Here is a 24,135-nt window from a genome sequence, read left to right on the forward strand (position 1 = left end):
TTGTTGGTTTCCAATACGTACTCTCATGTCCGGCAGGCTGTTGATGATCAGCGGTTATTGCGCAGGATTGAAAAATTCAGCGCGGCGGCTACACACAGCCACAGAAGATACGGCAGCAGAATAAACCCGGTCAGCACATCCAGACGCAGCGCCATGACCACCATGACCGCCACAACCAGCCAGAGCAGCGCGAGGATTACCATACTGGCGAACAAACGATGCGCGCCAAAAAATACCGGTGTCCACAATGTGTTGAGCGCAATCTGCGCCGCCCACAACGCCAGTAGCATTTCGCTGCCGGGCAATAAGGTCAATCGATATCCGGCCCAGGCGAGCAGCAGGTAGATAGTCGTCCACGCGACCGGGAACGCCCAGTTGGGCGGGGTGAAATCAGGTTTGTTGAGGGATTGGTACCATTCACCGGGTTTGAAAATAACGCCGGTGGTTGCGGCGGCGCCGCAAGCGAGAAGAAAAATCAGAAAAGTCATCATCAGTCCTTGGCCGAGGCCGGCTATCCGGGTTTCGGAAAACCACGTTGCAGTCTCAAGGTACGACGCCTGATGATGCGAAAAAGTCCAACCAGAATGATGCAGCCGCCCGAAATTGATTTCCTGGCGGCTGCGCTTCTTAAGCCAGGTCTGCTGCGTCGTGCCGTTCGGCAACCTGGCTCGTTTCATCGCCCCACGTGCGATTGACCCGCAGGCCACGAATCACCGCAGGACGATTGGCTATTTCCTCGGCCCAGCGTTGCAGGTGCTTGTATTGCCCGGCATCGAGAAACTCCGCCGCCGAGTACACATTGTTGCGCACCAGTTGCCCGTACCACGGCCAGACTGCGATATCGGCGATGGTATAGCTGTCGCCGGCCAGATAACGGCTCTCGCCGAGGCGTCGATCTAGCACGTCAAGTTGGCGCTTGGCTTCCATGGTGAAGCGGTTGATCGGGTATTCGAGCTTCTCCGGCGCATAGGCGTAGAAATGCCCGAAGCCGCCGCCCAGATAAGGCGCCGCGCCCATTTGCCAGAACAGCCAGTTCAAGGTTTCGGTGCGTCCTGCCAGATCCTTGGGCAGGAAGGCGCCGAACTTTTCCGCCAGATACAGCAGGATCGAACCTGATTCGAACACCCGAATCGGCGGCTGTACGCTGTGGTCGAGCAGCGCCGGGATCTTCGAGTTCGGATTGATCTCTACGAAGCCGCTGGAGAACTGATCGCCCTCGTTGATGCGGATTAGCCATGCATCGTACTCGGCAGCCGAGTGCCCCAGCGCCAGCAACTCTTCCAGCAGAATGGTGACTTTGACGCCATTGGGCGTAGCCAGCGAATACAGTTGTAGCGGATGCTTGCCGACCGGCAGTGTCTTGTCATGAGTCGGCCCGGCAGTCGGGCGGTTGATGCTGGCGAACTGGCCGCCGGATGGCGCGGTGTTTTTCCAGACTTTCGGAGGGACGTAGGACGCTTTGCTCATGAAACGGACCTCATCGTTAATGTGTCGAGAGTGGTTGAACCGTTATTGAAAATCTCGGGTTCCTGTTGAACAGGACACCACAGAAGGGCGTTTGCTCAAAAGATCTTTTTCGTGAAAATCTGCGCCGTTGGTTCTGGTTGAAGCTGCTTTGCGTGTGAGCAATGGCAAGCCCAACAGCGTTAAGCCGACTCCAACAAGGGCGCTGACGCTCAACGGATCACCGAACTGCAGCCACGCCCACAACAGCGTCACTGGCGGCGTCAGGAACAGCGCACCGCTGATGTGCTGAATAGTGAACCGTTGCAGACACAGCCAATAGAATCCGTAGCCGCCAAAAGTCGCGAAAATCACCAGCCACAGCACACCGCCAACAAAACCGGCGCTGCCCGGCGGGCGCATTTGTCCTTCAAGGCCGGCCAGCACGGCGAACAGCGGAATCACCGCGCAAACCTGAATCAACAGCGCTGTCGCAGCGGGCATCGAGGCGCCGGGCCGCGCCTTTTCGTACAACGTGGCCGCCGCCAATGACAGCACGGCAAACAACGGCAAGCTGTAAACCCAGAGGCCAGCGGACGCCCATTCGATGCTGGCCGCGCTGGCGATCAGCATCCCGCCCAGACACAACGCCAATCCCAGCCATTGCCAGCCCCGTGTACGTTGCCCGGGCACGCTGCCGGCGAGTACCACAATCGTTAGCGGCAACAGGTTGGCAAAGAGTGACGCTGTGCCCGGCGCAATACCCAGTTGAATCGAGCCGGCAATCGGCCCGATGTAACCGCCAATCGCGAACAATCCCAGCAGCGCTTGATGCGCGACATCCCGACCGCGCAACTGGCGCAAACCATTCCAGGCAAACGGCAGTAACAGCGCTGCCGCCAGAATAAAACGCCACAACGAAGCCAGATAAACGCTGCCCTGATCCGCCACGTAGCGATAGCCAATGAAACCGGAACTCCAGCTGACGACCATCGCCATCAGCAACAATCCGCTGGTCAACAGTGATAGGCGAGTCTGCGTGACGTTCATCGAATGGCACCTGACAAAGGACTGAGTTCGATGATATGAATCAAAGTCTGATGCATTCAAACGATACGTTTCGCACCACTGATGCAGGATTTCTCAACCATGGCCGAAACCCTTGATATCGAACTGCTGCGTACCTTTCAGGCGATTGTGCGCTTCGGACAATTTCTCGCAGCGGCGAGTTTTCTCAACAAGAGCCCGTCGGCGATCAGCCTGCATGTGCGCCGTCTCGAAACTTTGGCGGGCGGGCGTTTGCTGGAACGTGACAACCAGACCGTGACCCTCACACCACTGGGCCGGCGCTTCGCATTGCAAAGCGCTGAACTGTTGCGTTATCACGACCAAATGTTGTCGAGCTTCAGCTCGCCGCTGGCCAGCGGGCGGATCAGATTGGGGATTTCCGATGAGTACGCGGGCGCGGTGCTGGGCTGCACGCTGCCGCATTTGTCGGCAGATTTTCCGCACATTGAACTCGAAGTCGAAACCGCCGCGAGTGGCCGATTGGGCGCGCGGCTTGAGCGTGGACAACTGGACATGGCGCTGTTGGTGATGCCAGCCGATGCGCCTCCATCGCCGCGTTGCATCAACCTGCTCGGGTTCACCCAACCGGTGTGGGTCGCCGCGCACAACTACATGCCAGACATCGGCAAACCGGTGCCGTTGGCCCTGCATGGCAAGGGTTGCCCGTATCGAACCGTGGCGGTGGATGCGTTGAGTGAGCAGGGGCGGCGTTGGCGGGCGGTGATCACCAGCGCAGGGGCCTCAGCACTGGAAACTGCCATCGGCGCCGGATTGGCCATCGGCATTGTCGACCGCGCACAGGTGCGCCCCTTTATGCGGATATTGGGCGCCGATGACGGCTTTCCCGAGTTGCCCGTGCATGAACTGCGGTTAATACAGGCACCGGGAGCACTGAGCGAGGCGGGGGAGGTGCTGGCGAAGATGATCAGCGACGGCTTTACGCTTTGAACCGCAGCAGCCCTGCGCTGGGCTGCTGCGAATCAGCCGTCAGTTGATCCGTGGATGCTGTTGCACCAGGTTCTGGCGTTTGGCTTCGAGTTCGGCGATTTCCTTGTCGATGTCTTCGATCTTCTGCTCGATATTGTCGTGATGCTCTTGCAGCAATTCTTTGGCTTCCGCCAGGTCAGAAGCCGCCGGAGCCGCGCCACGCAGTGGTTTATTGGCAGTCTCTTTCATGGTCACGCCAGTGATCAGACCCACCACGGCAATCACCATCAGGTAATACGCCGGCATGTACAGATCGTTGGTGCTTTCCACCAGCCACGCTACGGCAGTCGGCGTCAGGCCTGCAATCAGTACTGAAATGTTGAAGGACGCAGCCAGTGCGCTGTATCGAATGTGCGTTGGGAACATCGCCGGCAGCGTCGAAGCCATCACCCCGATGAAGAAGTTCAGCAGCACCGCAATGATCAGCAACCCGGAGAAAATCAGCCCGATCTTGCCGCTGTTGATCAGCATGAAAGCCGGAATCGAGAACAGAAACAGGCCGATACTGCCGATGATGATGAAGGGCTTGCGTCCAACCTTGTCGCTGATAAAACCGATCATCGGCTGCACAAACAACATGCCGACCATGATCGCGATGATGATCAGCACGCCACGGTTTTCACTGTAATGCAGGTTGTGCGACAAGTAGCTCGGCATGTAAGTGAGCAGCATGTAATAGGTGACGTTTGTTACCGCCACCACGCCGACACAGGTCATCAGGCTGCGCCAGTGTTTGGTCGCGACTTCCTTGAACGACACTTTCGGGCCAGCGGCGAGACCTTCACGATCGCCTTGTTCGAGTTTTTCGACGTGCTGCTGAAATGCCGGAGTTTCTTCGAGGGCATGACGCAGGTAGAGGCCGATCATGCCCAGCGGCAGGGCAAGGAAGAACGGCAGGCGCCAGCCCCATTCGAGGAATTTTTCTTCACCGATGATGCTGGAAATCATCACCACCACACCGGCACCGAGAACGAAACCGGCAATCGAGCCGAAGTCCAGCCAACTCCCCAAGAAGCCGCGTTTGCGGTCAGGCGCATATTCGGCGACGAAGATTGAAGCGCCGGTGTATTCGCCACCGACCGAGAAGCCCTGGGCCATTTTCGCCAACAACAACAGGATCGGCGCCCAGATGCCAATCGAGTCGTAGGAGGGGATCAGGCCGATGGCGAAGGTGCTGAGCGACATGATCACGATGGTCGCGGCGAGGACTTTCTGCCGCCCGTACTTATCGCCCAGTGCACCGAAAAACAATCCACCCAGCGGACGAATCAGGAATGGCACCGAGAAGGTTGCCAGTGCCGCAATCATTTGCACGCTGGGATCGGCACCGGGGAAGAAAATCTTGCCGAGCGCGTAGGCGACAAAACCGTAGACGCCAAAGTCGAACCATTCCATGGCATTGCCCAGTGCGGCGGCGGTAATCGCCTTGCGCATCTTGGCGTCGTCGACAATGGTGATGTCCTTCAATCCAATGGGGTTGACGCTGTTCTTGCGAGATTTCATGCGGGTTACTCATAGCTGATCGGATTCGATGCCACTGTTTTGGTGGCATGGGCTCTTTCCGTTCAGATACAAGAAGACACGAAATAATTCACTGCTGGCGGCATTTTTGTCGTTCGGCTGGCAAACCCCGCCCAGCGGGCATTACGCAAAAGCACAGGACATCAGCCGGAAAACCCGGATAATGGCGGCCAATTCGTTTTTTGCTCTCTGGTAAACCCGCATGGAAATCAAGGTCAACTTTCTCGACAACCTTCGACTTGAAGCCAAGTTCGACGACTTCACGGTGATCGCCGATCAGCCTATCCGCTACAAGGGCGATGGCTCGGCACCGGGGCCGTTCGACTACTTCCTGGCGTCGTCGGCCTTGTGCGCGGCTTACTTTGTGAAGCTGTACTGCGAAACCCGAAACATCCCGACCGAAAACATTCGTCTGTCGCAGAACAACATTGTCGATCCGGAAAACCGCTACAACCAGATCTTCAAGATCCAGGTCGAGCTGCCAGCGGACATCTCCGCCAAGGATCGCCAAGGCATCCTGCGCTCCATCGACCGTTGCACCGTGAAGAAAGTCGTGCAGACCGGCCCGGAGTTCGTGATCGAGGAAGTCGAGAACCTCGACGCCGATGCTCAAGCCTTGTTGATGCCTGCTTCGACGTCCGAGGGCGGCACTTTCATCGCCGGCAAGGATCTGCCGCTGGAGCAAACCATCGCCAACATGTCGGGGATTCTCGCCGACCTGGGCATGAAGATCGAAATCGCTTCGTGGCGCAATATCGTGCCTAACGTCTGGTCACTGCATATCCGCGATGCACATTCGCCGATGTGCTTCACCAACGGCAAAGGCGCGACCAAAGAAGGCGCGCTGGCCTCGGCACTCGGCGAGTTCATCGAGCGTCTGAACTGCAACTTCTTCTACAACGATCAGTTCTGGGGCGAGGACATCGCCAACGCCGAGTTCGTGCATTACCCGAACGAGCGCTGGTTCCAGCCGGGCCCGAAAGACGCGCTGCCGGAAGAAATCCTCGACGAATACTGCCTGAAGATTTTCAACCACGATGGCGAGCTGCGCGGCTCGCATCTGTATGACACCAACTCCGGCAACACCAAGCGCGGCATCTGCTCGCTGCCGTTCGTGCGTCAGTCCGATGGCGAAGTGGTGTACTTCCCGTCGAACCTGATCGAAAACCTGTACCTGAGCAACGGCATGAGCGCCGGCAACACCCTGGTTGAAGCACAGGTGCAGTGCCTGTCGGAAATCTTCGAGCGCGCGGTCAAACGCGAGATCCTCGAAGGCGAGATGGCGCTGCCGGACGTGCCGCAGGAAGTGCTGGAGAAATACCCGAGCATTTTGGCCGGCATCAAGGGTCTGGAAGAGCAGGGCTTCCCGGTGCTGGTCAAGGATGCCTCGCTGGGCGGTGAATTCCCGGTGATGTGCGTGACCTTGATGAACCCGCGTACCGGCGGCGTGTTCGCCTCGTTCGGCGCGCACCCAAGCTTCGAAGTGGCGCTGGAACGCAGCCTCACCGAGCTGTTGCAGGGCCGCAGTTTCGAAGGCCTCAACGACTTGCCGCAACCGACCTTCTCGGGGCAGGCCGTGACCGAGCCGAACAACTTCGTCGAGCACTTCATCGACTCCAGCGGCGTAGTGTCGTGGCGCTTCTTCAGTGCCACAGCCGATTTCGAATTCGTCGAGTGGGACTTCTCAGGTCAGGGCGAAGACTCGAATGCCGACGAGGCCGCGACGCTGTTCGGCATCCTCGAAGACATGGGCAAAGAAGTGTACATGGCGGTCTACGACGATCTGGGCGCCACCGCTTGCCGCATTCTGGTGCCGGACTATTCGGAGATCTATCCGGTCGACGATCTGATCTGGGACAACACCAACAAGGCCCTGGCCTTCCGCGCTGACATCCTCAACCTGCACAACCTGAGCAAGGTCGGCCTGAGAAACCTGGCCAAAGGTCTGGAAGACAGCGAGCTGGACGACTACACCGATATCACCACGCTGATCGGCATCGAGTTCGATGACAACACGCCGTGGGGCAAGTTGACGATCCTCGAACTGAAACTGCTGATCTACGTCTCTCTGAAGAAGTTCGATCAGGCCAAGGATCTGGTTGAAGCGTTCCTTCAGTACAACGACAACACCGTCGAGCGCGGCTTGTTCTATCAAGCGCTGAACGTGGTGCTGGAGATGGAACTGGACGACGATCTGCACCTGGCCGACTACGAAGCCAACTTCCGCCGGATGTTCGGCAACGAGCGCATGGACGCGGCGATTGGCTCGGTGGACGGCAGCGTGCGTTTCTACGGACTGACGCCGACCAGCATGCAGCTGGAAGGGCTTGACCGTCATCTGCGCCTGATCGACAGCTATAAAAAGCTGCACTCGGCGCGGGCGAAAGCGGCAGGGCTGAATCGCTGATTGAGCGTTGAGGTGTAACGAGGGAGTTTTGTGGTGAGAGGACTTATCCTTCACCACACTCGACATTGAAGTGCCGCTGGGCATGATCCGGCCACGGGTTTCGATGGCGGTGCTCAAGCGGACTTGAGACGTCCATCCGGCGGTTAGCCGCATGGTCTTATGAGCAGACTCATCAATCAGCTTGGTCTATTGAGCAACAGCAAGCGTGCGGCCAGCGCGGCCATCACCGCTGCAAAAGCATAGGCGCCAAGGCGTTTGGAGATGATGCCGTCACGCAAGCGCCCATGCAGGCGCCCGGCGCAAAATCCGAGCAGGGCATGAAAGATCAGCGCGATCAGCGCCAACAACGACCCCAGGAACATCAGTTGCAGGGTAATGCTGCCGGCACCGACGGTGACGAACTGCGGCAAAAACACCATGAAGAACAGCAGGGCCTTGGGATTCAGCAGACTGTTGAGCGTGGCTTGAGCAAATACCTTGCGTAACGAAGCTTGTACCGGTGGCGCATCAGTGTCCGCAGGTGTGGTCTTCAGCGCCTGCCACGCGAGCCACAGCAGATAACACGCTCCGGCCCAGCGCAACACGTCGAACGCCGGCGCCCAACTCATCACCAACGCGCCAAGTCCTGCGCTGACCATGAGTGTCATCAGCACGTCAGCCAAGGTGATTCCCAATGCGGCGGCGAACCCGGCACGCCATCCATGGGCCAGCGCATGACTGGTGACGATCGCCATGTTCGGCCCCGGCACAATCAGCAACAGTAAAGCGGCGACGATGAACAAATAGAGACTGCTGGCATCCGGCATGGCGCAATTTCCTTGGGAGAGGAGCAGCGCAATGCTATCCGGTTGTCATGGGTTGGCAGCAGATACAGTGGGCTGCGATTCGGTCGTAACAGTCGCTCGTACTCGCCAGAACCGAATCTGGCACATACGAGCACTGGCCAATAGTGTTGCTTGGCTCACCAGACCGGGTTAGCCCTTCAGAAACCCGGTGATCAAGTCTGTTACCTGCTGCTGGATCTGCTCCCGCGAGCGTTTGCCATCGCCGTCAGTACAAATGATCCCGTCGCCCGCGACATCTTCTTCGAGCATCGCTTGCGCGCCGGGTTTGCAGATCGACATGAAACTGAAATGGCTGGCGTCGGCGATTTCGACGTAGCGCGTCGAAGCTGGCGGCAAGCGTTTGACCAGGTCCGCGGACTCCAATTGAGCGGGAAGGTCTTCGGATGGCACACCTGCCGCAATCACCAATGTCGGCACTGGCAGCGCCGCAAGGCTGGCATCGGTCATGCCGCGTGACAGGCCCAGATCCAGTGAAATGATGGCGGTGACACGTTTGTCGCTCAGGTCGGCGGCCAGCCGGGAATTCGCGTCAGGGAGGCTGACAGGATTCATCGTTTGGTAGACCTTGCAACTGGCCAGTTTCAGGTGGGAAGCACAGTCCTTGGCAAAGCGCTCGGTGTCGAAACGGGAACCGGCAATTTCCAGAGCGGTCCAGCCACCAAGCGAGTGACCGGCGACGGCAATCCGATCTTTCTCGACTGCACCGAACTGTTCCGGTTGAGCCAACACCGCATCAATCGCGCGGCTTATATCTGCGGGCCGTAGCCACAACTGCGCGGCCGCTTGCGGGCTGCGATCATGGGTGGTGCTGCCGGGATGGTTGACTGCCGCGACGATGTAACCCTGATGCGCGAGTGCACTGGCGAGCCACGTCTGGTTGCTCCAGTTGCCCCGGTATCCGTGGGAAATCACCACCAGCGGATGAGCACCGGTTGCTGGCGGCGCATTGCTTACGGCCGACGCGCTGGCGAAGATCGGGTTGTCGCCGATCACTTCTGGTTTGGCGGTGCTGGCGGTGGGGTACCAGACGACCATTTCCAACGGGCGGTCGGAGCTTGCCAGCGTCGAGGTTTTGAAGCCGACAGCGTTGGCGTCGGCCAGTGCGTTGCTGGCAATGCAGATGAGTAGCAGGGCGCCGAGGGTGATTTTCATTGTTTTTGTCTTCCTTGGTAAGTTAGTCAGATGCCGAGTTTGCCGTCAGGCGCATTCCCATCTCGATGGCGCGATTTTCGAATCCCAGTTCCGTATACAGGTGAACTGCGCGTTCATTGAACCCCCACACAGCCAATCTGATGTCCTGCGCGCCGTGTTCGATTGCCCAGTGCTGCACGCGTTGAATCAGTCCGCGCCCGATGCCTTTACCCCAAAAAGTCTCCTTAACACAGACCGATCCAATACGAGCAACTTCCAGCGGCTGCATCAGCGGCCCGGCGCTCGTCGCCAGGTTGGCAGTAATGAACGCAATCCCTATCTGGCCGATCTCTGCAATGAAAACCACATGACGTGGTTTCTCAAAAAAACTCGCCCAGTGTGGGAGGTCACGCGCGACATCCGAAGTTGCAGGCGCATATATATCAGGGCGCTCGGTGTGATGGATCGAATTGAGCAGTTGGCCCAGCTCACACAGAGTCAGGGCATCGTCAATGTTGGCTATTCGATAGGTGATGGTGTCTTCCATGATGCGTATTCTTCCTGAAACGGAGGGTGTTCTGTAAAGTGCGCTACCGGCTTTTTATCGTTAAAGCGCCGTGACTACCGGCAAAGGAAAAGTATGCCACTGCTTACATGGGACCCTTTTGATCTGGTCGACGTATTGGTGTCTTTCCCGCTCACGATGAATGCGAAACTTCGCATCGCTATCTTGTCGAGCAAGGCTCTCTCAAACTGCAGCTGACTATCTGGCAGTTTGATTCAGATGTCGAGATTCAGATTTGGGAATTATCGTTACCCAAACCCATCATCAAATACACCATGCCGGGCTGCCCGGGTATACGCGTCGTAGACGATAAACGTGGCAAGTTCCTCGAATTTGCGGCGGCCGATACGTTTGCCGGGCGGTATGACGGCTATTCGGTGATGCCTTACGGGTTAAGGATCTGGGTTGATCCGCAGATTTTTCTGGAACCCTTCAGTTATGCGAGTGCTTAGTTGAGTCGCGGAAACTAATTTGCTTGAACCGATTTTGGCTGGCGAATACCGAGGCAACGAAAACTAAGTCAATGAGCTGGGCGCGCGTAAGAGAAAGATGGCAGCGACCGCCAAATCGGCGCAGGGCTCTGGTCGCCGGAATTTGACATCCACGCCGTTGCTCGCCAGAGTCGCGCCCCGATCCGGCCAAAGGTGCCGGACGTTCGTGGTGAAAAGGGGCGGCAGTTGAACCAACACACATTATCGAAGCGCCTGGAGCGTGTGGCTGCGCACGTGCCGGTCGGGGCGCGGCTGGCTGATATCGGCTCGGACCACGGCTATTTGCCGGTGGCGTTGATGCGACGTGGCGCGATTGCGGCGGCGGTGGCGGGTGAGGTGGCGATGACGCCGTTCCGTGCGGCTGAGCGAACTGTGCGCGACAACGATCTGGAGCAGCACATCAGCGTGCGTCTGGCCAGTGGCTTGGCGGCGATTGAACCAGGTGACGGGATCACTGCGATCAGCATCTGCGGCATGGGCGGCGAGACCATCCGCGACATCCTTGAACACGGCAAAAGCCGTCTCAGCGGCCACGAGCGGCTGATTCTGCAACCCAACGGTGGCGAGCAACCGCTACGGAAATGGTTGATGGAGAATGGCTACTGCATCCTCTGCGAAGAGCTGCTGCGGGAGAACCGTTTTGATTACGAAATCATCGTCGCCGAGCGGGCCGGGCCGGTGACCTACACGGCTGAAGAACTGTACTTCGGCCCGTTGCAGATGCAGGCGCGCAGCCCCGAGTTTCTGGCCAAGTGGCAGCGTTTGTTGCGCGAGAAGCAGAAAACCTTGAGCAGTTTAGCCCGGGCGAGGCAGGCAGTGCCTGAGGCAAAACTGCAAGACACCGAGCAGCAGGCACGGTGGATCAGCGAGTTGTTGGCGACCTGCTAACGCTTGCACTGCGCCAAAACTACCTGACAGGTATTCGGTGTGCCTCCGGAGCGGGTGGCATAACGCATGCAATTATCCATCGATTTTTTACGCGCCATGCTCAGGGTATCGCCCCAAGCCAATCCACCTTCGCCTGAGGTGGGGACGGCTTTTGCGTAGCAGTTTGAGCCTGCGGATGAATAGCGTTTGCTTGAACATCCGGCTGTCAGTGCCAGAGTGGCCGAGATTAGGCACAGCAGGGCGCATGACTGCAGTTGGCGTGCGGTTATCTTATTCATCGGTTGATGTGATGTTGCGCATGATGATTTCCAGTGCTTGATCAACAGACAGAATCGCGGTGTCGAGTGTCAGAGGGGAAGGGGCCCACGGTTCGTATTCATGTTCGAGGACGGATTGCCAGGTCGGGGGAGTCAGTCCGGCTATATCAGACTGTCGCTGTTCTACGCGCCGGCGGTGTTCCTGTTTATCCGAGCAAGTCACTTCGAGGTTCAGCAGTGTGGTGCCTTTGCGAGCTGCGATATCGCTCCAGGTCTGTCGGCTCTCTGATACCGGATTGACGCAATCGATGATGACGATGTGTCCGGGGCGCAGATTGTTCAGCGCGAGTTCATTGGCAACGAGGTAGCCGCTGCGGCCAACATCCCGAGCCAGAACGCCTGCGTTGCGGATGGTTTGTTCGATGGTATCTATGCGTAGCCAAGTGGCATTCAAACGGGTCGCGAGGGTTCTCGCGATGGTCGTCTTGCCGGTGCCTGGCAGACCGCTGAACACAATAAGCATTGGAATTCCCTGATCGACAGCTCACAACTTGTGACAGTGAGCATACTCGCGAAGGCATCGGCACATGTTGAACCTCTGCTGTCTGACGCACCGCTTTCGCGAGCAAGCTCACTCCTACAATGTCCGTGGCGCAGCTGAATAATGTGTTCACACCGCAAAACCTGTGGGAGTGAGCCTGCTCGCGATGACGTCGGCACATTCTATATCTCTGTTGACTGACACACCGCTTTCGCGAGCAGGCTCACTCCTACAATGTGCGTGGCGTGGCTGGATGTTGTGTTCACACCACAAAACCTGTGGGAGTGAGCCTGCTCGCGATGGCGTCGGTACATTCAAAATATTGGTTGGCTGATACACCGCTATCGCGAGCAGGCTCGCTCCTACAGTGTCCGGGGCGTGGCTGGATTTTGTGTTCACACCGCAAAACCTGTGGGAGTGAGCCTGCTCGCGATGGCGTCGGTACATTCAGAATATTGGTTGGCTGACACACCGCTATCGCTGGCAGGCCAGCTCCCACAAGGTCCGTGGCGCAGTTGAGTAATGTGTTCTCACCACAAAACCTGTGGGAGTGAGCCTGCTCGCGATGACGTCGGTACATTCAAAATATTGGTTGGCTGACACACCGCTATCGCGAGCAGGCTCGCTCCTACAGTGTCCGGGGCGTGGCTGGATTTTGTGTTCACACCGCAAAACCTGTGGGAGTGAGCCTGCTCGCGATGACGTCGGTACATTCAAAATATTGGTTGGCTGACATACCGCTATCGCTGGCAGGCCAGCTCCCACAATGTCCGTGGCGGAGCTGGATTTTGTGTTCACACCGCAAAACCTGTGGGAGTGAGCCTGCTCGCGATGGCGTCGGTACATTCAGAATATTGGTTGGCTGACACACCGCTATCGCTGGCAGGCCAGCTCCCACAATGTCCGTGGCGGAGCTGGATGCTGCGTTCATGCCACAAAACCTGTGGGAGTGAGCCTGCTCGCGATGGCGTCGGTACATTCAAAATATTGGTTGGCTGACATACCGCTATCGCTGGCAGGCCAGCTCCCACAATGTCCGTGGCGGAGCTGGATGCTGCGTTCATGCCACAAAACCTGTGGGAGCGAGCCTGCTCGCGATGGCTTTGGCACATTCAGAATATTTGTCCGCTGACATACCGCTATCGCGAGCAGGCTCACTCCTACAATGTCCGTGGCGGAGCTGGATGCTGTGTTCACACCGCAAAACCTGTGGGAGCCGGGCTTGCCCGCGATGGCGTCGGTACATTCAGAATATTTGTCCGCTGACACACCGCTATCGCGAGCAGGCTCACTCCTACAATGTCCGGGGTGTGGCTGGATGCTGTGTTCACACCGCAAAACCTGTGGGAGCCGGGCTTGCCCGCGATGGCGTCGGTACATTCAGAATATTTGTCCGCTGACACACCGCTTTCGCGAGCAAGCTCACTCCTACAGTGTCCGGGGCGTGGCTGGATTTTGTGGTTACACCACGAAAACTGTAGGAGCTGCCGAAGGCTGCGATCTTTTGATTCTTATCTTGAAAACCAGGATCAAAAGATCGCTGCCTCGTTTCACTCGTGAGCTTCCTGCAAAAAGCATTTCATGGACAGAAAACGCAGCCACCGGACCAATCGCGCAGCCATTTTCGTTCGAACTCGTTTTGTCATATTCAGTATCACTTCAATACAGATAGTAGCCAGCCCAACGCTAATTCCAATGAGGCTGCACCGTGTTCCAACGTCTTGTGTGTTCGCTGTCCGTTCTGAGCCTGTCCATCGCCGCTGCCCATGCTGCCGATTCCGTGCAGCTTGATACGCCGCACCTGAAGAGCATCGACAACTTCCGTGACATCGCCGGCATCACCACCGCGTACACCACGGCCCACGATGGCACGATGCGCGGCGGCGTGTTCTATCGCTCCAACGCCATCACGCCTTCGGCAGCGGACCTCGCCACGCTGAACAGCCTGGGCATCAAAGCCGTCTACGACCTGCGCACGCCGAGCGAAATCGCCGGCACGCCCGACACCATGCTGACCGGCGCGACCTACCAGAACATCGACATCATCGGCAGCACCACCTCCGGTTCGAACATCACTACCGTCTCGTTCAAAAGCGCTGCCGACGCCATCGCCATGATGGAGCAGACCAACCGCGCCTTCGTCAGCGATGCCGGGATGCGCGGTCAGTTCGGCAAACTGTTTAATGACCTTGCGAGTGTCGATGCCGCGCAACTGTTTCACTGCACCGCCGGCAAGGACCGCACCGGTTGGACCGCCGCCGTTTTGCAAAGCATCGCCGGCGTCGACAACACAACGATCATGGCCAACTACCTGGCGACCAACGACTACACCGCCGCCCGCGTCGCCGCGACCCTCAAAGCCATGCCGCCAAGCATGGCTTCGGTCTACGCGCCGCTGCTTGGTGTGCAGGCCAGCTACTTGCAGGCCGGTCTCGATGAAGTCACCGCGCAATACGGCAGCATGGAAAACTACCTGAAACAAGGCCTCGGCCTGTCGCAGGAAACCATCTACGTCCTGCGCGGCAAACTGGTCGAGTACAACAGCCTGCCGGGTCAGGCCGGGCTGATCGGCAACGCCGCCGCCGGTGCCGAGCTGTTGCGCGAGTTGCAGAACACCAACCTGTCCGGCACCTACAGCGCCTACAACTACTACCTGCAATCGGCGATCGATGCCGGCACCCTCGGCGGCGTCGAGTCCCAGGTCGGCGGCCAGGTCCACGCCGACGCAGCCAGCTACTTGCTGCGGCAGAACGCAATGATCGAACAAGCCGCCGCGCCGTTCGCCAGTGGCACCGACCTCAAGGTCGGCCAATATCGCCTGTGGACCACCGCGCTCGCCGGCTACCTCGGCACCGACGGCTCGGCCCACACCGAAAGCAGCAACGAACACAGCCAGGGCCTGATGGTCGGCATCACCCAGCGTTTCTCCGAACAACTCAGCGCCCGTGGCGGTTTCGGTTACAGCAAAGGCACGGTCGGTGGCGCGGGTGGCGAAGCCGATACCGATTTCACTTTCCTCAACATCGGCGCCCGCTACGGCTTCACCAGCCTGGAACGCGGTCTGTTCGTCGACGCCAACGCCAGCGCCGGTTACGTCGATTACGACAGCAAACGCGACCTCGGCGGTGGCCTCGGCTCAGCCAAGGGCGACACCCACGGCAACCTCACCGGCGCCACATTGGCGTTGGGCTACCGCGTCCCGGTCGACAGCATGATTTTCGAGCCGAGCCTGGGTTTCCGCGTCAGCCACCTCGACCTCAAAGGCTTCCAGGAGAAGGGCAGCGAACTGGCGCTCGACGTCGACGACAACACCGAAACCCGTCGCAGCGCTGTCGCCAACCTCAACGTCGCTTTCGCCCCGATGGCGATGGGCGCGTGGCAACTGGTGCCGGGCGTGCAGGTGGGTTACGAACGCACATTGGGCAATAACCAAGTCGACAGCCAAAGCCAACTGCTGGGCCTCGACATCGAACAACGTGCCGCCTTCGACAACCGCGATCAGTTCAGCGGCGGCGTCAACGTCATGGCCAGCCTCGGCGCCCTGAGCCTGGGTGCAGAGGTTGGCGCAAATGGTGGCGGCGACAGCCACGGCTTCAATGGCGGCCTCAAGGCCAGTTACGCGTTCTAAACGATAGGATGTCGGCCGTCGAAGTTCGGCGGCCGGCACTCACGAGCATTCCAGCGCGTGATCTACTGGCGCGACCACAACCGCGTGTTCCTGAACGAATCCTAAAAATTGGGAAGCAGGCATCGGCCTGGCGAACAACCAACCCTGCCCAAACTGCACACCATGGCCACGCAAATAATCCAGCTGCGCCTCAGTCTCCACACCCTCGGCCACCAGCCTCAGACGCAGACTCTTGGCCATCTCGATAATGTGCTCCGTCACCGAACCCGACTCGGAGCCGGGGTCGATCGCATCAACAAACGACTTGTCGATTTTCAGCACATCCAGCGGCAGCTTCTGCACATGCTGCAAGCTGGAAAATCCGGTGCCGAAGTCATCAATGGCGGCTAGATAGCCCAACTCACGCGCCCGATTGATCGTCGAGCGCGCAGCATCGATTTTCAGGAAACCACGTTCCGTCACCTCCAGCCAGATCTGGCTCGGCCACACATCTGCCTGGCGCCTCGTCGCTTCGAGCCAAGGCAGAAAGCGCCCACTGCTGACATCCGCTGCCGCCAGATTGATCGCCACGTGCAGGCTGCGATCCTTGACCAGCAATGGTCCCAACTCCTGCATCACGTTATCGATCACCTGATCGGTGATCGGCAGGATCAAACCACTCTGTTCCGCCAGCGGAATAAACGAGTCGGGCGGCACCAGGCTGCCGTCCGGACGACGCCAGCGCACCAAGGCCTCGGCGCCGACACAGGCGCCATCGCTCATATCGACAATCGGCTGATAGTGGACGATGAACTCACGATTGCGCACCGCCAACTCAAGCTCCGCCAGCGGCGACAAACGCTTCCGGGCGCGCCGGACGATCAGCAACACCAACATGCCGGCGAGCAGTCCACCAATCGGCAGCAACAGCATCTCCCTGCGGATCAGCCCTTGCAGCAACTCCTGACGCGACACCGCCGCAATCGCCACCCAATCGCCGCTGTGCACCAGCGTATAGAGGTAACCGTCCTCCAGCGCCGAGTCGGACCCAAAGTGCACCCGACTCATGAACCGCTCGGCCCCGGGCCGCGACGCGCCGACCAACTGGCCCGCCGCTGTACCGACCATCAAGTGCACATCGTCCTCGACCATCACCTGCAAAAACTGCTCAGGATCGACCAACACATTGAATGCCGCATATTGCAGCGCCATCATCGGTTTGGCTGGCACAATCCGCGCCTGCACACCCAGCGACACCCGCACGCCGTCGGAGGTGATGAAATCCTCCCTCCACGGCGTCACCCGGTGACCCACCGCGCCCCACGAACCGCAGGCATAAACCTCTTCCTCGACATAGCCGATCGACTTCACCGCAAACGTATTGATGGTCAGCAGACGCATCTCATCGATGCTTTCCGGGGTGCAGGGCGCGAGGTTGGACGCGGCGACGCTCTTCAGCACGCCGGCCGCTTCATGGAAGGTATTGTTGGCGCGGCTGGAAGCCACGGTGGCCAGCGATTCAAGACGCTGCTGCGCTGCCGACAGGTTCAATACCCAAGCGACGTAACCCATCAAAAGCACTGGAAGCAAGACACACGGAAGGCCCAGGAGAATGCTCCCCCAGACAATGCGATTCTTATTCATTTGACGCCACCTTGGGTCTCTGCCCGTGACGTGCGGTTGCACGGCTGTTTCTTCAGCCAATACAGATTACGGCAGCCGCGAGCCAACAAACTTGTCGCAGATCAACACTCGCTATCAAGCCTGACGCCGCGAGCGCAAATCCGCAGGACTCATCCCATAAGCCGTCTGAAAATACTGACAAAAGCGCCCGACATTACTGAAACCAAAACGCAACGCCACCTCAGTCACCGACAGCGTGCCCGGTTGACTTAGCGCCGCATAAGCCCGTTCCAGCCGCACCTGACGCTGATACGCAACAATCGACGTCCCGACAAATCGCCGAAATCCCTCCTGCAACGCGCGCTGACTGACATTGCTCAGCCGCGCCAGATCCGCGCCGCTGACCAGATTGTCCGGATGCTCCTGAATGTACTCCACCGCCAACTTCACATGCCGTGGCGCAATCAGCGGAGCAGGGCGGCGCAACGCTTCGGTGAAATTGTGCGGCCACGCCTCCAGCACCGCATCCACCAACATCTCGCGCAACCGCGACGGCATCAAGGTCCCGGCATGGATCAACAAATCAAACTCGGTGCCCGTCGCCAGATCGATCAACGCCTTGATCCCCTGAAACCCCGCAACGTTCAAATCCACCATTGGCTCGAACACAATCTTCTGCAGAATCGGCTTACCCAGCAGCTCCGACAGACGCTCGGTGAGCTGCCCACGATTGATCGAAATCCCGTGCTGCGCATGATTGTCGAGAAAGTGCATCGAGCGGATGTCAGCCTTGTCGATGGCCAGACCTACCTGAGCGACGCCGACGGATTCTGTGACATGGTTGAAGACAATCTTGCCCGCCGTGGGAATGACGAAGGTAATTTCGTCCTGCGGATCGGGGAAGGAAACCGTGAAATCGCCGTGGTAGTGCATGCGCCGGAAACTGACGCCTTCGTGCCTGCCGTAGACGCCGCCGATGATGATGTTCGAGGGGATTGGCGGGGTGTCGGCGTAGCGATTGCCGAAGAGCCGGGAGAACAGGGCACCGAAGTCATCGGAACCAAGGTTGTTGGAGCGCAGAATGATTTTTTGGCGGGTTGGAGGAGATAACACCTTGAGTGGCACCTTGTATTTGGGGCTCTTGGACAGGGGTGTGAAGTGATGCGTCGTGCAGATTAGCAGACCAGAGATGACGGATTTGTGACTGCTGGAAACATGGCGTTACAGCGCAAAGCCCAGTTTCAGAACAGGGGACTCGGCAGGCCATTGCCGACATGGCAACCTGCATGCGGATTTGCCGGTGTCGTGATCCTTGCAGGATTCAGCCGATTTGACGTGACCTGAAAATCTTCATCCAAGTTTACTGGAGCGGTAATGCTAGCCAACTCTCAAACACTGCCGATCACGCTGTCCCCGGAACTCGATTTCGACCAGAACGCCGCCAGCGCCTTTGGCGAGTCGCTGAACAATCACTACACCCAGGCCACGCCATTCCCGCACATCGTGATCGACAACTTCCTGCAAGAAGACGTGATCGCCAGCATCCGCTCGGATTTCCCGGTCGAGCCGACGAACAATGAAATGATTTACGAGCGTGGCTACAAAGGCCAACTCAAACGCCAAATCAGCCCCAACGAATGCACCCCGTACTTGAAGAGCGTTTTCAACACCTTCAACTCGGCACCGATGCTGCAATTCCTCGAAAAACTCACCGGCATCCAGGGACTGATCCCCGACCCGTACTTCAGCGGCGGCGGCCTGCACGAAACCAAAAGCGGCGGCTTCCTAGGCGTACACTCGGACTTTCGACTCAACAAAAAGCTCAACGTCGAGCGCCGACTCAACGTCATCATCTACCTGACTGAAAACTGGCAAGAACAGTACGGCGGCAACCTCGAACTCTGGGATGTCGGCATGAAAACCTGCCTCAAGAAAATCCTGCCCGTCTACAACCGCTGCGTCATTTTCAACACCGACAAAGACAGCAATCACGGCCATCCAGAGCCATTGACCACGCCGCAAGACATCACCCGCCGCTCGATTGCGCTTTATTACTACACCGCGAGTGCGCAGGCGATTGATCCCTCGCAACGGAACAAAACCCATTACAAGCCACGGCCCAAGGATCGTTGGAGTGTGAAGTACTACGTGAACAAGTTGTTCAAGAAGAAGGTGTAGCGTCAATCAAATTCATATTAAGTTTTTCTTATCGATACTGAATATTACTTATTAATTCTTCACTAAAATCCCAATTCGTTCGATCATTGACTTATGGCGAAACAATACGGCTGATGTAAATACCGTTTCAGGCTGATCTTCAGGGATATAAAGGGTCGCGGATTCGAAGTGCTGTGCCTGTTGATTCTGCATGTTGATATGGACGTTTGACTCCAAAGGATTTTGAGATGTAATGCTGTAAGGATGTCGAAAATGAAAACTGGCAAGGTTTTAGTTTTGCGCACGTGTGCTAATAACATGTCCGATCACTGTGGTTTGATCTGGCCTGTTTCAGGGTTGGTTGAATGCAGATTTTGGGAGCCCACAATAAAACTCGAAAATGGCCTGGCCGGTGTGCTTTGGGGACAAGGGGCAAGTGCCCAGTTAAGCATGCAGGCAGACGCTCAATGGGTTGTGTGCGAAGTGGAAGTAGCCGAGCTTATTTTCCTGGATGATGATGAAGGAGTGAAATTTTCTCGTGCTGAAGTTGTTCACGTGGGCACGCGAAGCAGTGCCATGGATTATATCTCCGAGAATGCCTCTGAATTCGAATCTTCGACTAACAATCTGCTTGAGATATCTGTATCTCCTGAATTGGAATCAGGGACGAATGCGCTCGTTCCAGCCTTGCCAGCGCTCGCAACAATCGCTCCAGATGCTGTCAATCGACGTACAACGGTGCGCAATACGCATAAATTGGAAACAGCCGTTTATGGAAGTACTCTGACCGGAGCCAATCAGAGCCAGCTTATTGCAGGTTACGGCAGCACTGAAACTGCGGGAGATAGCAGCACTCTGATTGCGGGATATGGTAGTACCGGAACTTCAGGCTCCGATAGCTCGATCATTGCCGGCTATGGCAGTACTCAAACCGCTGGAGATGAAAGTTCGCTGATGGCGGGGTATGGCAGTACACAAACAGCGAAGGAAGGCAGTGATCTCACCGCGGGTTATGGCAGTACCGGTACCGCTGGCTCCGACAGTTCGCTGATCGCCGGTTATGGCAGCACTCAGACCGCCGGGGGAGACAGTTCTCTGACTGCCGGTTATGGCAGTACACAGACGGCTCAAGTGGGGAGTGATCTCACTGCTGGCTACGGCAGCACCGGCACCGCGGGGTCCGACAGTTCGCTGATTGCCGGTTATGGCAGTACGCAGACTGCCGGCGGAGAAAGTTCTCTGACTGCCGGTTATGGCAGTACACAGACGGCTCAAGTGGGGAGTGATCTCACTGCTGGCTACGGCAGCACTGGCACCGCGGGGTCCGACAGTTCGCTGATCGCCGGTTATGGCAGTACGCAGACTGCCGGCGGAGAAAGTTCTCTGACCGCAGGTTATGGCAGCACTCAAACAGCCCAAGAAGGCAGTGAACTCACCGCCGGTTACGGCAGCACCAGTACCGCGGGGTCCGACAGTTCGCTGATCGCCGGTTATGGCAGTACGCAGACTGCCGGCGGAGAAAGTTCTCTGACCGCAGGTTATGGCAGCACTCAAACAGCCCGGAAAAGCAGTGATCTCACGGCAGGCTACGGCAGCACGAGTACCGCGGGCTCGGACAGTTCATTGATCGCCGGCTATGGCAGTACGCAAACTGCTGGTGGAGACAGCTCCCTGACTGCCGGTTATGGCAGTACACAAACGGCTCAACTGGGCAGTGATCTTACCGCCGGCTACGGCAGCACGAGCACCGCTGGCTCTGATAGCTCACTGATCGCCGGTTATGGCAGTACGCAGACCGCCGGCGGAGAAAGTTCTCTGACCGCCGGTTATGGCAGTACGCAGACCGCTCAGGAAGGCAGTGATCTCACCGCTGGTTATGGCAGCACGGCCACCACCGGCCCTGATAGTTCGGTAACTGCCGGTTATGGCAGCTCACAAACCGCCGGTCACGGAAGCGCTCTGATTGCGGGCTATGGCAGCACCCAGACCGCAGGTTACAAAAGTATTCTGACGTCGGGTTATGGCAGCACCCAGACAGCCCAGGAAAGCAGTGATCTGATCGCCGGCTACGGCAGCACTGAAACCGGTGGTTACGACAGTTCGTTGATCGCCGGTTACGGCAGTACGCAAACCGCCGGTCATGGGAGCATCCTGACTGCCGGTTACGGCAGTACACAGACGGCACAGGAAGGCAGTTCGCTCACTGCGGGTTATGGCAGTACAAGCACCGCCGGTCCTGAGAGTTCGCTTATCGCAGGCTATGGAAGCACTCAGACCGCAGGGCACGAAAGTACACTCACCGCCGGTTATGGCAGCACTCAGACAGCTCAGGAGGACAGTTCGCTCACCGCAGGTTATGGCAGTACCTCGACTGCAGGATTCAACAGTTCGTTGATCGCAGGCTACGGCAGTACTCAGACTACCGGATATGAGAGCACTCTGACTGCGGGCTACGGCAGCACGCAAACAGCCCAGGACAACAGCTCGCTGACCACGGGCTACGGCAGTACTTCGACGGCTGGTTATCAAAGTTCGTTGGTTGCCGGTTACGGCAGCACCCAAACAGCGGGCTATGAAAGCACTCTTACCGCAGGCTACGGCAGTACCCAGACGGCTCAGGAGGAAAGTTCGCTTACCACCGGTTACGGGAGCACTTCAACGGCGGGTTACAGCAGTACATTAGTCGCCGGTTACGGGAGTACTCAGACGGCGGGCTACGACAGTACATTAACCGCAGGTTATGGCAGTTCGCTCACCGCTCTGGACAGCAGTACGCTCACCGCAGGTTACGGCAGTACCGAAATAGCAGGATTTGGCAGTACTTTGATGGCCGGCTATGGCAGTTCGCAGACCGCCGGTTACCAGAGTACGTTGACTGCAGGTTATGGCAGTACTCAGATGGCAGAGCGCGATAGCACGCTCACCGCTGGTTATGGCAGCACCGGTACTGCAGGGCAGAACAGTTCGCTGATTGCAGGGTATGGCAGCAGTTTGACCAGCGGCATGCGCAGCTATCTGACTGCGGGATATGGCAGCACTTTGATCAGTGGGCTTCAAAGCGTGCTGACTGCCGGTTATGGCAGCAGCCTGACTTCAGGGGTGCGCAGTAGCCTGACGGCGGGATACGGCAGTAACCAGATTGCCAGTCATAAGAGCTCCCTGATTGCGGGTCATGAAAGCACTCAGATTGCCGGACATAAAAGTATGTTGATCGCCGGCAAAGGCAGCTCGCAAACAGCGGGCTCTCGCAGCACGTTGATAGCCGGTGCCAATAGCATTCAAATGGCGGGTAACCGCAGCAAGCTTACTGCCGGTGCAGACAGCACTCAGACAGCGGGCGACCGCAGCAAACTTCTGGCAGGCAGCAACAGTTACCTGACTGCTGGCGATCGAAGCAAACTCACCGCCGGCGACGATTGTGTACTGATGGCCGGGGATCGCAGCAAACTGACGGCCGGCAAGAATTGCGTCCTGACCGCAGGCGCCGACAGCAGATTGATTGGAAGCCTCGGCTCAACGCTTTCAGGCGGGGAGAACTCAACTCTGGTTTTTCGTTGCTGGGATGGCAAGCGTTACACCAACGTTGTCGTCAATACTGGGAGCAACGGTGTCGAGGCTGATGTGCCATATCAAGTAGATGAAGACAGAAACCTCGTCACCCAAGCGCAGGATGACAACGGAGTCGTTGTGAGCGAGTCCCGGATTCAGCCGTAAGAGCTCTATCTAAACCAGCGTCGGTTTGGTGCCAACTGACAAGGGAGCCGAAAAACAAAGTTTATACTTTCCAGACTTGAAAATGACACTGAGTGTCATATAGTCTTTCGCGTGTCACCTAAACCTTGCCATCCCGGCCCCAACAAGGAATTTCAATGAACGTTCATTTCGTGGTCCACGAAGCATTCGAATCGCCTGGCGCCTATGAGACGTGGGTTCGGGAGCGTGGATACGAAGCGAGCTATTCGCACGTTCATGCATTCGATGCCTTGCCCGAGAGCGTGGAGAACATTGATCTGCTGGTGGTACTGGGCGGGCCCCAATCACCTGCGACCACTAAGGAAGAATGCCCGCATTTCGACGCAGCGGCCGAGTGCGATTTGATCCGTAGAGCCATCAATGCCAACAAAGCCGTGATAGGTGTTTGCCTGGGCTCGCAACTGCTCGGCGAGGCTTTGGGGGCTGCACATGGTCACAGCCCGGAGAAAGAGATCGGCAAGTTTCCGATCCTGCTGACAGAGGCGGGCAGGGCAAACGCCAGCGTTGCGCATTTCGGCGAAGTGCTTGAAGTGGGGCATTGGCACAACGACATGCCGGGCCTGACACCCGACGCGAAAATCCTCGCCTACAGCGAAGGCTGCCCGCGCCAGATTGTTGAGTATGGCGAGCTGGTTTATGGGTTTCAGTGCCATATGGAGTTTACGGCGGAGGTGGTAGAGAAATTGATTGCTGCTTCGGGTGAGGAGCTTGATGCGGCGGTGGGGCGGCGGTTTGTGCAGCAGTCGGGGGAGTTGCGTGGGAATGACTATGAAGAGATGAGTCTGAAGCTTTTTGGGTTTTTGGATAGGTTGGTGATGCAGTACCAGCAGCAAGGCAATGGTTAGAAAATA

General features: G+C 57.8%; 19 protein-coding genes. 8 read left to right on the top strand and 11 right to left on the bottom strand.

What is annotated here, in order from left to right; all coding sequences use genetic code 11:
- Positions 1-47: 47 nt before the first annotated feature.
- The 3 genes from tspO to ACTWLJ_RS19435 form a co-directional block, all read right to left on the bottom strand.
- Complete coding sequence (gene tspO, locus ACTWLJ_RS19425; RefSeq protein ID WP_445181378.1) at positions 48-488, bottom strand: tryptophan-rich sensory protein TspO; 441 nt, start codon at positions 486-488, stop codon at positions 48-50.
- 139 nt (positions 489-627) lie between these two features.
- Complete coding sequence (gene yghU, locus ACTWLJ_RS19430; RefSeq protein WP_445178044.1) at positions 628-1,467, bottom strand: glutathione-dependent disulfide-bond oxidoreductase; 840 nt, start codon at positions 1,465-1,467, stop codon at positions 628-630.
- 42 nt (positions 1,468-1,509) lie between these two features.
- A complete protein-coding gene (locus ACTWLJ_RS19435) occupies positions 1,510-2,493 on the bottom strand; it encodes a DMT family transporter (protein ID WP_445178045.1) in 984 nt (327 codons plus the stop codon).
- Positions 2,494-2,592: 99 nt separating this feature from the next.
- Here ACTWLJ_RS19435 and ACTWLJ_RS19440 point away from each other — a divergent pair, with 99 nt between their 5' ends.
- Positions 2,593-3,459, top strand: a complete 867-nt coding sequence (locus ACTWLJ_RS19440; RefSeq protein WP_445178046.1) for a LysR substrate-binding domain-containing protein — start codon at positions 2,593-2,595, stop codon at positions 3,457-3,459.
- Between the two features lie 39 nt (positions 3,460-3,498).
- Here the strand turns inward: ACTWLJ_RS19440 and proP are convergent, their stop codons facing one another.
- Positions 3,499-5,001: a glycine betaine/L-proline transporter ProP gene (proP, locus tag ACTWLJ_RS19445; RefSeq protein ID WP_401208929.1), complete on the bottom strand. Its 1,503-nt coding sequence runs from the start codon at positions 4,999-5,001 to the stop codon at positions 3,499-3,501.
- A gap of 220 nt (positions 5,002-5,221) precedes the next feature.
- Here proP and ACTWLJ_RS19450 point away from each other — a divergent pair, with 220 nt between their 5' ends.
- Complete coding sequence (locus ACTWLJ_RS19450; protein WP_445178047.1) at positions 5,222-7,426, top strand: OsmC domain/YcaO domain-containing protein; 2,205 nt, start codon at positions 5,222-5,224, stop codon at positions 7,424-7,426.
- Positions 7,427-7,602: 176 nt separating this feature from the next.
- Here the strand turns inward: ACTWLJ_RS19450 and ACTWLJ_RS19455 are convergent, their stop codons facing one another.
- The 3 genes from ACTWLJ_RS19455 to ACTWLJ_RS19465 form a co-directional block, all read right to left on the bottom strand.
- A complete protein-coding gene (locus ACTWLJ_RS19455) occupies positions 7,603-8,232 on the bottom strand; it encodes a LysE family translocator (protein ID WP_445178048.1) in 630 nt (209 codons plus the stop codon).
- Positions 8,233-8,400: 168 nt separating this feature from the next.
- Positions 8,401-9,423, bottom strand: coding sequence for an alpha/beta hydrolase family protein (locus tag ACTWLJ_RS19460; RefSeq protein WP_445178049.1), 1,023 nt, complete (start codon positions 9,421-9,423; stop codon positions 8,401-8,403).
- Positions 9,424-9,445: 22 nt separating this feature from the next.
- On the bottom strand, positions 9,446-9,949 hold the full coding sequence (locus ACTWLJ_RS19465) for a GNAT family N-acetyltransferase (RefSeq protein ID WP_445178050.1): 504 nt from the start codon (positions 9,947-9,949) through the stop codon (positions 9,446-9,448).
- Between the two features lie 293 nt (positions 9,950-10,242).
- Here ACTWLJ_RS19465 and ACTWLJ_RS19470 point away from each other — a divergent pair, with 293 nt between their 5' ends.
- The gene (locus ACTWLJ_RS19470) at positions 10,243-10,419 is read left to right on the top strand and encodes a hypothetical protein (RefSeq protein WP_445178051.1); all 177 of its coding nucleotides are present in this window, start codon (positions 10,243-10,245) and stop codon (positions 10,417-10,419) included.
- Positions 10,420-10,644: 225 nt separating this feature from the next.
- Positions 10,645-11,346, top strand: coding sequence for a tRNA (adenine(22)-N(1))-methyltransferase (locus ACTWLJ_RS19475; RefSeq protein WP_445178052.1), 702 nt, complete (start codon positions 10,645-10,647; stop codon positions 11,344-11,346).
- On the opposite strand, the gene ACTWLJ_RS19480 is transcribed toward ACTWLJ_RS19475, so the two are convergent.
- Both ACTWLJ_RS19480 and ACTWLJ_RS19485 read right to left on the bottom strand, forming a co-directional pair.
- Complete coding sequence (locus ACTWLJ_RS19480; RefSeq protein WP_445178053.1) at positions 11,343-11,624, bottom strand: hypothetical protein; 282 nt, start codon at positions 11,622-11,624, stop codon at positions 11,343-11,345. The genes ACTWLJ_RS19475 and ACTWLJ_RS19480 overlap by 4 nt on opposite strands.
- Positions 11,617-12,126 (bottom strand): AAA family ATPase, encoded by a 510-nt coding sequence (locus tag ACTWLJ_RS19485; RefSeq protein WP_445178054.1) that lies wholly within the window; start codon positions 12,124-12,126, stop codon positions 11,617-11,619. The genes ACTWLJ_RS19480 and ACTWLJ_RS19485 overlap by 8 nt, the downstream gene beginning before the upstream one ends.
- Before the next feature lie 1,726 nt (positions 12,127-13,852).
- Here ACTWLJ_RS19485 and ACTWLJ_RS19490 point away from each other — a divergent pair.
- Positions 13,853-15,772 (top strand): tyrosine-protein phosphatase, encoded by a 1,920-nt coding sequence (locus ACTWLJ_RS19490; protein WP_445178055.1) that lies wholly within the window; start codon positions 13,853-13,855, stop codon positions 15,770-15,772.
- Positions 15,773-15,811: 39 nt separating this feature from the next.
- Here the strand turns inward: ACTWLJ_RS19490 and ACTWLJ_RS19495 are convergent, their stop codons facing one another.
- Positions 15,812-17,323, bottom strand: a complete 1,512-nt coding sequence (locus ACTWLJ_RS19495; protein ID WP_445178056.1) for an EAL domain-containing protein — start codon at positions 17,321-17,323, stop codon at positions 15,812-15,814.
- A 186-nt stretch (positions 17,324-17,509) separates the two neighbouring features.
- Positions 17,510-18,487, bottom strand: coding sequence for a helix-turn-helix domain-containing protein (locus tag ACTWLJ_RS19500; RefSeq protein WP_445178057.1), 978 nt, complete (start codon positions 18,485-18,487; stop codon positions 17,510-17,512).
- A gap of 261 nt (positions 18,488-18,748) precedes the next feature.
- Between ACTWLJ_RS19500 and ACTWLJ_RS19505 the strand changes: the two genes are divergently transcribed.
- From ACTWLJ_RS19505 to ACTWLJ_RS19515, 3 genes are all read left to right on the top strand, one after another.
- On the top strand, positions 18,749-19,552 hold the full coding sequence (locus ACTWLJ_RS19505) for a 2OG-Fe(II) oxygenase (protein ID WP_445178058.1): 804 nt from the start codon (positions 18,749-18,751) through the stop codon (positions 19,550-19,552).
- 252 nt (positions 19,553-19,804) lie between these two features.
- Positions 19,805-23,245, top strand: coding sequence for a beta strand repeat-containing protein (locus tag ACTWLJ_RS19510; RefSeq protein WP_445178059.1), 3,441 nt, complete (start codon positions 19,805-19,807; stop codon positions 23,243-23,245).
- 155 nt (positions 23,246-23,400) lie between these two features.
- A complete protein-coding gene (locus tag ACTWLJ_RS19515) occupies positions 23,401-24,129 on the top strand; it encodes a type 1 glutamine amidotransferase (RefSeq protein ID WP_445178060.1) in 729 nt (242 codons plus the stop codon).
- Positions 24,130-24,135: the final 6 nt, after the last annotated feature.

It is taken from the genome of Pseudomonas sp. McL0111 (assembly GCF_052567255.1).

What these genes read in the sequence shown, in the direction of transcription:
- tspO (WP_445181378.1), bottom strand. Translation starts at nt 488, where the DNA reads ATGACTTTTCTGATTTTTCTTCTCGCTTGCGGCGCCGCCGCAACCACC.
- yghU (WP_445178044.1), bottom strand. Translation starts at nt 1,467, where the DNA reads ATGAGCAAAGCGTCCTACGTCCCTCCGAAAGTCTGGAAAAACACCGCG.
- ACTWLJ_RS19435 (WP_445178045.1), bottom strand. Translation starts at nt 2,493, where the DNA reads ATGAACGTCACGCAGACTCGCCTATCACTGTTGACCAGCGGATTGTTG.
- ACTWLJ_RS19440 (WP_445178046.1), top strand. Translation starts at nt 2,593, where the DNA reads ATGGCCGAAACCCTTGATATCGAACTGCTGCGTACCTTTCAGGCGATT.
- proP (WP_401208929.1), bottom strand. Translation starts at nt 5,001, where the DNA reads ATGAAATCTCGCAAGAACAGCGTCAACCCCATTGGATTGAAGGACATC.
- ACTWLJ_RS19450 (WP_445178047.1), top strand. Translation starts at nt 5,222, where the DNA reads ATGGAAATCAAGGTCAACTTTCTCGACAACCTTCGACTTGAAGCCAAG.
- ACTWLJ_RS19455 (WP_445178048.1), bottom strand. Translation starts at nt 8,232, where the DNA reads ATGCCGGATGCCAGCAGTCTCTATTTGTTCATCGTCGCCGCTTTACTG.
- ACTWLJ_RS19460 (WP_445178049.1), bottom strand. Translation starts at nt 9,423, where the DNA reads ATGAAAATCACCCTCGGCGCCCTGCTACTCATCTGCATTGCCAGCAAC.
- ACTWLJ_RS19465 (WP_445178050.1), bottom strand. Translation starts at nt 9,949, where the DNA reads ATGGAAGACACCATCACCTATCGAATAGCCAACATTGACGATGCCCTG.
- ACTWLJ_RS19470 (WP_445178051.1), top strand. Translation starts at nt 10,243, where the DNA reads ATGCCGGGCTGCCCGGGTATACGCGTCGTAGACGATAAACGTGGCAAG.
- ACTWLJ_RS19480 (WP_445178053.1), bottom strand. Translation starts at nt 11,624, where the DNA reads ATGAATAAGATAACCGCACGCCAACTGCAGTCATGCGCCCTGCTGTGC.
- ACTWLJ_RS19485 (WP_445178054.1), bottom strand. Translation starts at nt 12,126, where the DNA reads ATGCTTATTGTGTTCAGCGGTCTGCCAGGCACCGGCAAGACGACCATC.
- ACTWLJ_RS19495 (WP_445178056.1), bottom strand. Translation starts at nt 17,323, where the DNA reads ATGGGTTACGTCGCTTGGGTATTGAACCTGTCGGCAGCGCAGCAGCGT.
- ACTWLJ_RS19505 (WP_445178058.1), top strand. Translation starts at nt 18,749, where the DNA reads ATGCTAGCCAACTCTCAAACACTGCCGATCACGCTGTCCCCGGAACTC.
- ACTWLJ_RS19510 (WP_445178059.1), top strand. Translation starts at nt 19,805, where the DNA reads ATGAAAACTGGCAAGGTTTTAGTTTTGCGCACGTGTGCTAATAACATG.
- ACTWLJ_RS19515 (WP_445178060.1), top strand. Translation starts at nt 23,401, where the DNA reads ATGAACGTTCATTTCGTGGTCCACGAAGCATTCGAATCGCCTGGCGCC.